The sequence below is a fragment of the Acinetobacter sp. V116_7 genome (assembly GCF_056735735.1).
The window spans coordinates 1-12,576 of record NZ_JBWZIF010000018.1; the positions used below are offsets into that span (position 1 = coordinate 1).

11 protein-coding genes are annotated in these 12,576 nt (G+C 40.9%); 5 read left to right on the top strand and 6 right to left on the bottom strand.

The features are described 5' to 3' along the window. Positions 1-69: 69 nt before the first annotated feature. The gene (add, locus tag AC1PJP_RS08050; protein WP_479766784.1) at positions 70-1,065 is read right to left on the bottom strand and encodes an adenosine deaminase; all 996 of its coding nucleotides are present in this window, start codon (positions 1,063-1,065) and stop codon (positions 70-72) included. Between the two features lie 401 nt (positions 1,066-1,466). Between add and AC1PJP_RS08055 the strand changes: the two genes are divergently transcribed. Continuing rightward, positions 1,467-2,642: a zinc-binding dehydrogenase gene (locus AC1PJP_RS08055; protein WP_322006029.1), complete on the top strand. Its 1,176-nt coding sequence runs from the start codon at positions 1,467-1,469 to the stop codon at positions 2,640-2,642. Between the two features lie 87 nt (positions 2,643-2,729). Here AC1PJP_RS08055 and AC1PJP_RS08060 read toward each other — a convergent pair whose 3' ends face one another. Beyond that, entirely contained in the window at positions 2,730-3,677 is a 948-nt protein-coding gene (locus AC1PJP_RS08060) for a LysR substrate-binding domain-containing protein (RefSeq protein ID WP_322006031.1), read from the bottom strand. Between the two features lie 245 nt (positions 3,678-3,922). Here AC1PJP_RS08060 and AC1PJP_RS08065 point away from each other — a divergent pair, with 245 nt between their 5' ends. The 3 genes from AC1PJP_RS08065 to AC1PJP_RS08075 all read left to right on the top strand — a co-directional run bounded on the left by AC1PJP_RS08065 (position 3,923) and on the right by AC1PJP_RS08075 (position 7,974). Beyond that, positions 3,923-5,143, top strand: a complete 1,221-nt coding sequence (locus tag AC1PJP_RS08065) for an acyl-CoA dehydrogenase (protein WP_002055095.1) — start codon at positions 3,923-3,925, stop codon at positions 5,141-5,143. 226 nt (positions 5,144-5,369) lie between these two features. Then, on the top strand, positions 5,370-6,686 hold the full coding sequence (locus AC1PJP_RS08070) for an MFS transporter (protein WP_479766785.1): 1,317 nt from the start codon (positions 5,370-5,372) through the stop codon (positions 6,684-6,686). A gap of 58 nt (positions 6,687-6,744) precedes the next feature. Next, positions 6,745-7,974 carry a CaiB/BaiF CoA transferase family protein gene (locus AC1PJP_RS08075; protein ID WP_322006035.1) on the top strand — a complete coding sequence of 410 codons (1,230 nt, stop codon included), beginning with the start codon at positions 6,745-6,747 and terminating at the stop codon, positions 7,972-7,974. A gap of 87 nt (positions 7,975-8,061) precedes the next feature. Here the strand turns inward: AC1PJP_RS08075 and AC1PJP_RS08080 are convergent, their stop codons facing one another. Further along, a complete protein-coding gene (locus AC1PJP_RS08080; RefSeq protein ID WP_479752808.1) occupies positions 8,062-8,721 on the bottom strand; it encodes a VOC family protein in 660 nt (219 codons plus the stop codon). Between the two features lie 14 nt (positions 8,722-8,735). Continuing rightward, positions 8,736-9,284 carry a TetR/AcrR family transcriptional regulator gene (locus AC1PJP_RS08085; protein ID WP_322006038.1) on the bottom strand — a complete coding sequence of 183 codons (549 nt, stop codon included), beginning with the start codon at positions 9,282-9,284 and terminating at the stop codon, positions 8,736-8,738. A gap of 96 nt (positions 9,285-9,380) precedes the next feature. Between AC1PJP_RS08085 and AC1PJP_RS08090 the strand changes: the two genes are divergently transcribed. Beyond that, positions 9,381-9,914, top strand: coding sequence for an HPP family protein (locus AC1PJP_RS08090; RefSeq protein WP_151989065.1), 534 nt, complete (start codon positions 9,381-9,383; stop codon positions 9,912-9,914). A 77-nt stretch (positions 9,915-9,991) separates the two neighbouring features. Here AC1PJP_RS08090 and tcuB read toward each other — a convergent pair whose 3' ends face one another. Both tcuB and tcuA read right to left on the bottom strand, forming a co-directional pair. Then, positions 9,992-11,125 carry a tricarballylate utilization 4Fe-4S protein TcuB gene (tcuB, locus tag AC1PJP_RS08095; protein WP_151989066.1) on the bottom strand — a complete coding sequence of 378 codons (1,134 nt, stop codon included), beginning with the start codon at positions 11,123-11,125 and terminating at the stop codon, positions 9,992-9,994. Beyond that, positions 11,115-12,521, bottom strand: a complete 1,407-nt coding sequence (gene tcuA / locus AC1PJP_RS08100) for an FAD-dependent tricarballylate dehydrogenase TcuA (protein ID WP_151826910.1) — start codon at positions 12,519-12,521, stop codon at positions 11,115-11,117. Before tcuA ends, tcuB begins: the two co-directional genes overlap by 11 nt. Positions 12,522-12,576: the final 55 nt, after the last annotated feature.

The window sequence follows — 12,576 nt, forward strand, 5'->3', positions numbered from 1 at the left end:
TCTCTGTTCTCTGTTCTCTGATCTCTGTTCTCTGTTCTCTGTTCTCTGTTCTCTGTTCTCTGTTCTCTGTTATTGATATTTCTGTCTTAACTCATCTTTTTCTTGATCTGATAAAAATGCGATTTTAAGTCCATTTTCTTGAGCTGTATAAATTTGCTCAGGACTTAAACCTGCCAATGGGGCAGCAGTTAAATATTCATGTTGTATCTCAATGCCTTCTACTGTAGGGTCATCCGTATTAATAGTGGCAAGTACACCATGTTCTAAAAAAGTTTTTAATGGATGTTCTGCTAGTGAGGATACTGTATTGGTTTGAATGTTTGAGGTGAGACAAGATTCAATACCAATCTCATGTTTAGCCAAATAATCTAAAAGTTTTAAATCTTGAACTGCTTTAACGCCATGTCCAATTCGTTCGGCCCCTAATTCTTCAATAGCTTGCCAAATACTTTCTGGGCCAGCAGCTTCACCTGCATGTACTGTAATGTGCCAACCTGCATCACGCGCTTTTTTAAAGTGATCAATAAATAAATTGCCCGGAAAACCAAGCTCATCTCCAGCAAGATCCAGTGCTTTAATATCATTTTTATGGGCGAGTAGGGCATTTAATTCTTTTTCGCAAGCTTCCTGACCAAAAGTACGGCTCATAATGCCGATTAAATTCGCTTTTACCCCGTAAGCTTGACTGCCTTCTTTTACACCCGCAATAACTGCTTCAACAACGCCTTCAAGTGGAAGTTGATGTGTCATTCCCATATAACCTGGTGAAAAACGCAGCTCTACATAATCTAGGCCTTGTTGGGCAGCATCCTGCATGTTTTCAAATGCAATACGCTTACAGGCATCTAAACTGGCTAATACTTTTACGCCCCAATCTAGCTTAGATAAAAAACTTAATAAGTCAGGTTGGTTATCTATAACTTGTACGTGTGGTCGTAAAGATTCAATGTCGTAGGCGGGTAAATCTAAATTGTATTGTTGCCCCAACTCTAAAATAGTTTGAATGCGGATGTTGCCATCAAGGTGGCGGTGTATATCTGTAAGGGGGAGTGTTTTTGTAATCATAGATTTCTTCTTATCTGTTCATCTTAATTTATCATGCCTGTTTAGATGCACTGATAAAAGTTTGGATTTGCTATGTTTTTGTGAAAAGCGTTGAGTTGAGTTTTTTGAACTTACTATATTTGTATAAGTTTTAATTTTGATGACATTGTTCTGGCCTAAGAAGACAACGCAGTCTGTGTAAGATACAAGCACCAAGATTTTTATTGTTTTTAATTTCGCTGCGCCTGTTTTTGTTGACTCTTCAACAATAGATTGGCTGAAGAATGGTCATTGGTATTTTGCCTTTTACTTGTAAAGATGAATAAAGGCTTGCTAAAGACCAAACTGATAAAGCGATTAATTTATCTGTAGAAATCTATTTCTGGCAAGTAAATGAAAAAGAAGAAATAGGAAGCGCTCAAATGAAGTCGGTACTTTGTCATCAAGCAAAATTACAAGTGGTAGACCAACCGAAATTAACGCCTGCAAAAGGACAGGTGTTATTGGAAGTGGTGCGATGTGGGATCTGTGGCTCTGATTTACATATGCAGCATCATTGCGACCACATGCATGATTTAGCTGCACGTGTCGGGTTTAATGGTTTAGCGAAGTCCACAGACCCGTTTGTACTAGGACATGAATTCTGCGGCAAGGTTTTAGACTACGGCCCAAAAACACGTCATAAATTTAAAGCCGATACACTTGTCTGTGCAATGCCTCTTTTAAATGTAGATCAGTATGGTTATTTGTCTACAGGGCTTTCACCGAATGCTTCGGGCGGTTATGCCGAGCAAGTATTGGCTCAATCGAGCTTGATGTTTGAAGTACCGAATGGTCTAGATGCGGATAGTGCTGCCATGACTGAACCTATGGCGGTTGCATTGCATGCTGTTCGTCGTAGCCGTGTGAAAACTAGTGAACCTGCGATTGTGATTGGCTGTGGTCCCGTCGGGCTAGGTGTCATATTAATGCTTAAAGCAGCTGGAGTTAAAACCGTAGTTGCCAGTGACTTTTCTCCAAACCGTCGTAAGCTTGCCGAGCAATGCGGTGCGGATATTGTGGTAGACCCTAAAGAGACATCGCCATTTGCTAACTGGAAAGAGTTTGGTTTGCTTGGCAATGTTTCTGACGCAATTAACATGGGTATGGGACTGTTTGATAAGTTGCAAGCAACTCGCTTACCGTGGTGGCACGGATGGCGCATGATTGATAAGTTAGGTGCTCTGCCAAAGCGTCCTGTTATTTTTGAGTGTGTGGGCGTACCGGGTGTTTTACAGCAAATTATTGAAGGTGCACCTTTGTTTTCTCGAATTGTCGGGGTGGGCGTCTGCATGCAAAGCGACAAAATTGAACCCGCACTTGCAATTAATAAAGAGTTAGAAATTCAGTTTGTATTGGGATATACACCACTTGAGTTTCGAGATGCACTACACATGATTGCAGAAGGTAAAGTGAACTGTTCGCCCCTTATTACCGGTGTTGTTGGACTAGAAGGTGTTACCAGTGCATTTGAAGCATTACGTGATCCTGAACAGCACGCCAAAATCTTGATTGACCCTAAACGTAGCGGTTCAGATATTCAATTGATGAGTCATTAACTCAAAGTCATTTATGCATAACTAAAAGATTGTGATCTCATCAATCACAATCTTTTTTATGCGTATAGATCGCACAAAGCTGCTGAGCTAATGCGTATTGATCTTTAGTTGCTCTAACTCTTGATAAATCCACTCAACAAATTTTTGAATGGTTGGGGTTATGTCTTGGCTCGAATGGATGAGATAGTACTTTCGGCTGCCTTTTAATTTTTTATTGGAAACAATCACCAGTTCTTTTTTTTGTAGTTCAGACTCAATCAACATTTGTGGAATTAAAGCCATTCCCATGTTATGACTGGCAGCAACCGCAAGCATCGAAAATAACTCATGGCGTTGTCCATCAAAAGGTTTCGGGTGTTGCATATGATGAGTGAGAAACCATTCTTGCCAAATGCTTGGCCGAGTGGTTTGTTGTAGCAGGGGAATTTTTAGCAAATCTTCTGAGCTTAAATCATAGGTATTTTCATTAATCATCACAGCATCTGGAAAATACTTTTCGATTAGACTTGGCGAGCATACAGGTACAATTTCTTCATCCATTAAATAATGCGCTTGTATGCCGGGCCAGTGGTCAATTTGCTGCTGCGTACCTGCAAAAATCGCAGCGTCAAAAATATTGTCATTAAATAAAAAGGGCTTGGTACTGGTTTCTAAATGAACCGTAATTTCAGGGTGTTTTTGATTTAAAAGATGGAGCTTGGGTAATAACCATCGCGTTGCAAAGGTAGGAACCACACCTAACTTTAATGTTCCACCTAAACCCTTATGAGAAATCACATCGGCCGTACATTTCTCTAGCCCTAACAAGTAGGGTTTAATGCTTTTAAAATACTGCTGACCAGCAATGGTGAGTTCAACACCATGCCGAGTACGTATAAAGAGTTCAACGCCCAAGAAGTCTTCTAACTGCTGAATTTGGCGAGAGACAGCGCTTTGGGTAATACATAACTCTTGCGCAGCATAGGTATAACTTAGATGTTTTGCTGCACTTTCAAAGCAAATCAGGCCCTGAATGGACGGGATACTTCGTCGCATAAATAAATCCTTTTATTTGTCGTCATATTTCAAAATGGCATATGACCTAAATGCAGATATCGGAGTTTAGTATAAAAATAAGCCATTTTTAATGAAATACAACCAATTAAATATCTAAATTTAATGCGTCTTGTTTTAAATATGCGTAAGTCGCATATCTGCATGAACATTTATCGTTTGATTACTGCATTTTTCACGCATAACATCGAGTTAAATAAAGAAGATCAAATCAAGCAGAGGATGCGATGAATCACATGGTGACAACAAAAAAAGCAAAAGTTCAATTTAACTGGCAAGACCCATTTTTAATTGAACAACAGCTTACCGAAGATGAGCGCATGATTCGTGATGCGGCTCATGCCTATTGCCAAGAACGTTTGCAACCACGTGTACTTGAACAATTCCGTCATGAAACAACAGATCCATCTATTTTCCGTGAAATGGGAGAGCTTGGCTTACTGGGTCCAACTATTCCTGAGCAATATGGCGGTGCTGGTTTGAACTATGTGAGTTATGGTTTGGTTGCACGCGAAATTGAATATGTTGACTCAGGCTACCGCTCTATGGCGAGCGTGCAAAGCTCATTGGTGATGGTTCCGATTCATGAATTTGGTACGGAAGAACAAAAGCAGAAGTACTTACCTAAACTAGCTACTGGTGAATACATTGGCTGTTTTGGTTTGACTGAACCTGATCATGGCTCAGACCCAGGCAGTATGATTACGCGTGCTAAAAAAGTTGATGGTGGTTATCGTTTAACTGGCGCAAAAATGTGGATTACCAATAGTCCAATTGCTGATGTATTTGTGGTTTGGGCAAAAGAAGTTTCTGCTGAAGGTAATGTGGGTGACATTCGTGGCTTCATTTTAGAAAAGGGTTGGGAAGGTCTATCTGCACCTGCCATTCATGGCAAAGTCGGTTTACGTGCCTCGATTACAGGTGAAATCGTAATGGATAACGTTTTTGTACCTGAAGAGAATGCGTTCCCTGAAATTCGAGGTTTGAAAGGCCCATTTACCTGTCTAAATAGCGCCCGCTATGGCATTGCATGGGGGGCAATGGGTGCTGCCGAGTTCTGTTGGCATACCGCACATCAATACACCATGGACCGTAAACAATTTGGTCGTCCATTGGCTGCAAATCAGTTGATTCAAAAGAAACTGGCAGATATGCAAACTGAAATTGCGTTGGGTTTGCAAGTGGCTTTACGTTTTGGTCGTATGAAAGATGAAGGTATTGCATCAGTTGAAGGTACATCTCTCATTAAGCGTAATAACTGTGGGAAAGCACTTGATATTGCCCGCATGGCGCGTGACATGATGGGTGGAAACGGTATTAGTGATGAGTTTGGCGTAGCACGTCATTTGGTTAACCTTGAAGTTGTGAATACCTATGAAGGTACACATGATGTCCATGCCTTGATTTTAGGTCGTGCACAAACAGGCATCGCAGCATTTAGTAACTAACTCATTAATTTTTTTAAGATAGAGGTGTTCTTTCGAGAGCACCTTTAGGGATTTTTACGCAAAAATTTATGGAAAATGACAAGATTCATCGTAAGGATACTCATGTGAAGATGTGCCTCTGTGTACTTAAAACCAAATGTAAGATGGTGAAAATATAGAAGATTAAGTCATACAGAAAACATAAGTAAGCTATCGATGACTCATTTGGGAAAATGAGGAACTAAAGATGAACAATGACGTTCAAGTAATATCGAAAGAATTAAGAAATACATTTCCAAGCAACCTTGGAACATATGAAAGAATTGGCCCTCATACATGGAAATGGGCGTTGTTATTTGCCTATTTTGCGATGGTGGTCGATGGCATTGATATTATGCTGCTGTCTTATAGCTTGACCAGTTTAAAGGCAGAGTTTGGTTTAAGTACCTTTCAAGCAGGTGCCTTAGGTAGTGCTTCTTTGGCTGGGATGGGTATTGGCGGTATTTTGGGTGGCTGGGCATGTGACAAGTTTGGTCGTGTACGAACCATTGCCAACTCAGTAACCTTCTTTTCAGTAGCGACCTGTTTATTGGGCTTTACGCAAAGCTTTGAGCAATTTATGGCTTTACGTTTTATTGGTGCTTTGGGAATTGGAGCACTCTATATGGCCTGTAATACCTTAATGGCTGAATATGTGCCAACCACTTACCGTACAACGGTATTGGGTACATTACAAACGGGGCAAACGGTGGGGTATATTGCAGCGACACTCTTAGCTGGCGCAATTATTCCAGATCATGGCTGGCGCGTTTTGTTCTTCCTGACCGTAGTACCTGCTTTTGTTAATATTTTTCTGCAACGATTTGTACCAGAGCCAAAATCTTGGCAGCTTACCAAAATTGAAAGCTTGCAAGGCAACGGACAACCTAAAGAAAGAGTGGTGGCTGAAAAGCCAAAAAGTGGCAGTATCTATAAGCAAATTTTTAATAACTTTAAGCACCGTAAAATGTTTTTGTTGTGGATGACCACAGCATTCTTCTTACAGTTTGGTTATTACGGCATTAACAACTGGATGCCAAGTTATTTAGAAACAGAAGTGCATATGAACTTTAAAAACTTAACCAGTTATATGGTGGGTTCATATACCGCAATGATTTTAGGCAAAATTTTAGCGGGTTATCTTGCTGATAAATTTAACCGCCGTGCTGTTTTTGTGTTTGGAACAATTGCCAGCGCCGTGTTCTTACCAATCATTATTTTCTTTAATACCCCTGATAATATTTTGTATTTATTAATCACTTTTGGCTTCTTATATGGCATTCCATATGGTGTAAATGCGACTTATATGGCTGAAAGTTTTTCAACCGATGTGCGCGGAACAGCCATTGGCGGTGCCTATAACATTGGTCGTGTCGGGGCTGCGATTGCACCAGCCACCATTGGTTTCTTGGCATCGGGTGGTACGTTTACCATGGCCTTTATTGTGATGGGTGCTGCGTATTTTGTTGCGGGTGTATTGCCGGGCTTATTTATTAAAGATCGTCAGTACGATCCGCAAAAATAATCATAAACAATGACAAGAAGGTGCGTTGAGTACCTTCTAAAAAGATAAGGGTATCGTTATGGGTGCATTACAAGGAATTCGGGTTTTAGATTTAAGTCGTGTGCTTGCAGGGCCTTGGTGTGGACAAATCTTGGCAGACCTTGGCGCGGAAGTCATTAAAATTGAACGCCCTCGAGTAGGTGATGACACCCGTATGTGGGGACCGCCATGGATGCCCGATCAAGACGGAAACATGACCCGTGAATCTGGCTATTTTCAGTGTACCAACCGCAATAAATATTCAGTTGCGGTGGACATTACCACACCTGAAGGTCAGGCCTTAATTTATGAAATTGCCAAGACTGCTGACGTGGTCATTGAAAATTATAAGACAGGGTCTTTGGCTAAATATGGTTTGGACTATGCTTCCTTAAGTGAGCTGAACCCAAATATTGTGTATTGCTCGATTACCGGTTTTGGGCAAGATGGTCCACGTGCAGAAGAACCCGGTTATGATTTTATTATTCAGGGTATGTCTGGCTTAATGAGCATTACTGGCGAGCCTGATGATGTGGCAGGTGGTGGTGCACAAAAGGTTGGTGTGGCTGTGGTCGATATTCAAACTGGGTTGTATTCAACCATTGCCATTCAAGCGGCCTTGATTGCACGCTCACACACGGGACGCGGTCAGTATATTGATATGTCCTTGCTTGATGTGCAGGTCGCGGCACTGGCAAATCAGGGAATGAACTATTTAGCTTCAGGTAAAGCCCCGCAGCGCATGGGTAATCAACACCCGAGTATTGTGCCGTATCAAACTTTTAAGGCTAAAGATAAAGAATTTATTATTGCTTGTGGTAATGACAAGCAGTTTAAAGATTTATGTATTGCAATTGATTATCCAGAGTTACTCGAAAATGAAAAGTTTGTCCGTAACCAAGACCGCGTCAAATATCGAGATGAACTAATTCCTTTATTGTCGAAGCACTTTTTGCAGAAAACTGCCAAAGAGTGGGTCGACATGATTCATGCCTTAAAAGTACCCGTAGGTGTTATCAACTCTATTGAAGATGCTTTAGCTGAACCACAAATCGTACATCGCAATTTGGTGGTGAATATTCCTCATCGTTTAAATGAAAACTTCCAAACGATTGGTTCACCAATCAAACTCTCTGATACTCCAGTTGAATATCATCATGCACCGCCAGAGCTAGGTGAACATACGGCTCAAATCTTATCGAGATTTAAAACAGCAGAAGAACTGGCTGCGCTAAAAGAGAAAGGTATTATTGATGGAAAAATTGCTTAAGCTGTTGTCGTTTTTAATGTGATTCAATTTAAATAAAACTGTGATTTGCAATAAATCACAGTTTTTTATTATTAGAAAATAAGCATTTTAATATTTAAAAATAAGCGGCAGTTCTGGTCTGAAATCATGAATCATTCCTTGAGGTTCATGATCAAAACTAATTTCCATTAAATGCTCCGATCCATCAATCACTTCAAAACTATCAAGCGTATTGAACAGTAACGAAGTAGGGTGCTCTTCAAGGTTCGGAATAGAAACTTTAATCGCGGTGATTTCTGATAAATCTTTGCTATGCACAAGTGGTTGTTGTTTGTCTTTCGCAGCAAGGTCTGGTCGTGAAGCAAATGAAAGGAAGAACCACATCGGTTCAGATACCACAGAATCTTTGGCAACATTTACTTCTAAGCTGGCTGGTAAATAGCTTGGCTTGTAAACCCAATTAGGAAATTTTGCACCCTTATCATCTTTATTTTTAGGGCGAAAACAAATACCAAAAGGGGACGCGATATTATTTTGAGTACTTAGTCGTTCAAAAAGCAGAGTCGGTTTTGTGAGATCACTTGAGGCTTCTTCGGGGTTATTTAAAAAGATTAATTCGATAAAGCTATTTTTAAAGAAAAAGCGTCTGTTTTCTGTACCTTGACCCGGGTGCTTATTGGATGAACCTTCTGTTAGACCGAATTTTTTTAAAGTTTCAGCTTCGGGAGCGCCTGATTGTACACAAATAAAAATATGGTCCACTTCCATTTTAAGTTCTCATACTAATGTTGATGAATATTAAATAATTGATTAATAGAGTTTTTCATGTTTATCGCAAGTATTTCATCGAAACCATCAACTAAAAAGCGGCTAATTAAGCCTTCAATCACCGTATAGATCAGCTCAGATAAAGCTTCACCATTCGGTATATTGCAGTTTTGCGCAATCAATACTTTAATCCATTGTTTATGAGCTTTAGAAATAGAAATAATGTCTTGATCATCTTGGTTAGATTCTGCGACCGCTCTTACAAATAAACAGCCTTTAAAAAAATCTTGTCTAAACCAGTTGGTGTGCCAATCCAGAACTTTATTGATGGCTTCCAACCCTGTTGCATCTCCCACATAGCCCAAAAGGCTTTGCTTAAACCGTTCATCACGAGCAACGAGTACAGACTTAACCAGTTGATTTTTATTTTTATAGTACGTGTACATGGTGGTTTTAGAGCAGCCAGATTCATCGCGAATCAGGTCGACACCCACCCCGACAAAACTATTTTCATTAAATAACTTCTCGGCTGTATCTAATATTTTTAAGGCAGATTTTGACATAAAACTTTTCCAAAAAATAAAATAGTACAGATCTGTACTATTTGAAATTTTATCTATATGCTTTTTAAAAAGCAATGTCTGTTTGAGGAAAAAACCATGTTCTCGATCTTTTATGGCAAAGAAAAACTAGCTCCATCGCCCACTAAAGTTGATGTTTTAAGAAGCCTTGTTGGGGGGACAGTCAGTATTTTTATACTTCTGTGGTTGAGCAAGCTCACTCATAATATCTTTATCATGGCGCCGTTTGGTGCGACCTGTGTATTGCTCTATACCGTGTCGCAGTCACCTTTGGCACAGCCGAGAAATATTATATTTGGGCATCTTATCTCGGCTTTTGTGGGTTTGTTTTTTCTAAAATTTGTCGGTGTTTCCATTTTTACAATTGCTTTATCAGTAGGTTGTGCCATTGCGCTTATGCAAGTGTTTAAATGCGTTCATCCACCTGCTGGGGCCAATCCTTTGGTTATTTTACTCACCGCAAGCAGCATACATTACCAGTGGAGTTTCTTAATTTTTCCTGTTTTGGTCGGCGCAGTGTCTTTAGTTTTGGTGGCGATGCTGATTAATAATATTAAAGCGAGTACCAAGTGGCCAATGTATGGCTTGGGAATTTTAAATAGTAAAAAATAGGCAAGCTATGAAGTATTTTGAGTTTAAAAAAATGAAAGTATTCACTACGCCAAGATAGTGAATACTTTTGAATGAAATTATGACTTCTTAGAAATACGTTCTTCGGTGGCAAATTTGAGTAAAGAAGCGCTGCGGTAAAAACCGTGTGCGAACTTTCCAAATGGCATCGTTATAAAGAATGTCATGACCGTAGCTAAATGGAAAATCAGTAAAAGTGCCATGTAAGGGGTATTACGAAATGCCATGAGAGCTAAGCCTGAAGCACTGACTAAAATTAAAAGGAAAATAAAGCCTCGATCTACAGGTTTTTGCTCGCGGTCACCATGTAATGGATGACGTTTAAGATTTAAATAAAGCAAGCCCGATGGTCCAATCACTAAGCCAAACCCACCCAAAGTACCCAAAATAACAGGCAAGCTAAAGATAGGGTAAGGCGCATGTAGGTTAAGGAAATAGTGATATAAAGTTGCTACACCTGTGGCTGCAAAGCAAAGCATAAAACCATAAAACGTCAGGTGATGGAACACGCGGCGAATTTGTGTGTAACGGTCATCTTGCTCATTACAGCCTTTGCCATGTCCACCATCTAAATATTTAAGCGTTAACACATTTTGAGAGGCTTGAATAAGGTCTGGTTTCTCAACTTTGCCGTGAATAACTTTAGACGTCTGTCTCCAAAATTTACTAATCCCAATGCCGAGCAAAACAATCGCAACTGTAAAGGTCGCTCCAAACAATAGAGCTAAAAAGTTATGCGGGAAAATCGCATAGAAATTACCTTGATAGCCTGCAAATAGGTCGGTGCCTTTGTACCAAACCACAGCTAACATGCATAAAAAGAAAATCACTGATAACGCCGAAACAAATGGAATCCCAACAGACTTATAAAGTCGGCCTAGCGGTTGAGGGGTCGCAAACTCTTGGTAAGTTTCCAAACGTACTTGTGCCATCGCTTTTGGAATGTTTACACCAAACTCATGCGGTGGGGCATATTGGCAAGCGTGTAGACAAGCACCACAGTTATGGCACAGGTTTGCGAGGTAATGAATATCGGCTTGATTAAACTCAAGGCGCTTGGTCATGGCCGCAAATACAGCACAAAATGACTCACAGTAACGACAAGCATTACAAATCTGTAGGGCTCTTTGAACTTCCTGCTCATGGTCAGAGAGCTGAACAACTGGAATTAGGGCTTTAGTACTAGCATTCATGTTCAACTCCTTGTGAAAGTGCATAGTGGGCTGCATTTTTTCCGGCAATGCGTCCAAAGGTCGTGCCAATCGACATGCCGACCCCTGCGGTATAACCCTGACCGAGTACGTTACCTGCCATCATTTCACCAGCGACAAACAGATTGCGGCTAGCTTTATTGTTAAAACGTACCGCAGCATCGTCTTCAACTTTTAAGCCTAAATAGGTAAAGGTAATGCCGGGTTTAAGCGCATAGGCATAGAACGGTGGACGATCGAGAGGAACCGCCCAATGGGTTTTGTTGGGAACAATATTTTGGGTAGTGCAATCATCTAAAACCGTATGGTTAAAGGTGCCTTGTACGCAGGCTTGGTTAAATTCTTCTACAGTGTGACAGAAGGTTTTTGCATCTAGCCCGATTTTTTCGGCCAATTCTTGAATGCTATTTGCTTTCACACCCGCAAACACAGGTGGCATAAAGCGACCAATGGCTTTTGAGTCGATAATCGAATAGGCGATTTGCTGAGGCTGTTTGGCAACAAGACGTCCCCAAATCGCATAACGTTTTGGCCAGAAGTCTTCGCCTTCATCGTAAAAACGTTCGGCTTTGTTATTGACCACAATTCCTAATGAAACGCAGTCAATACGAGTGCAGATGCCGCCGTCATATAATGGTGCTCGTGCATCTACAGCGACGCAATGTGATTGCGATGGGTCACCAATAATATCGGCGCCTTGATCTATCATAAATTTAAGTAAGTTGCCCTGATTAAAGCGGGTTCCGCGAATAATGAAATTATCGGCAGGCCACTCGCCGTTTTCATTTTGTCCCCATGCTTCTCTTAACCATTCCAGATTTGACTCAAAACCACCTGCGGCCAATACACAGCTTTTCGCCTTAAATACACGGCCATCCTCAGCAATTGCAGCTTCAAAATGTCCTTGGTTTAACTTTAGATCTTTAATTTTTGTGTTGTATAAAATCTCAATGCCAAGTTCTTGGGCACTACGGTAATACGCATTAATGAGGGCTTTACCTCCACCCATAAAAAAGGCATTGGTACGTGCAACATGCAAAGCACCCGATAGTGGCGGCTGAAAATTCACACCATGTTTACGCATCCAGTCGCGACATGTTGCCGTGCTACGAATGACCAGACGAGCTAAGTGCTCATTGGTTTTGCCCGCAGTGACTTTAAGTAGGTCTTGCCAATATTCTTCTTCGGGGTAGGCATCGACCAATACATCTTGAGGAGCATCATGCATGCAACGGAGGTTACGAGTGTGTTGTGAGTTACCACCACGCCATTCTTTAGGTGCTGCCTCTATGACCAGCACAGACGCGCCACTTTCTTTTGCCGTGAGCGCGGCACACAGTGCGGCATTCCCACCACCAATTACAATCACATCATGCATGGATTTCTCCCTTTCTCAGCTAAGGCTAATGTAGCTTTAAAAGGGGCGGTGAAGT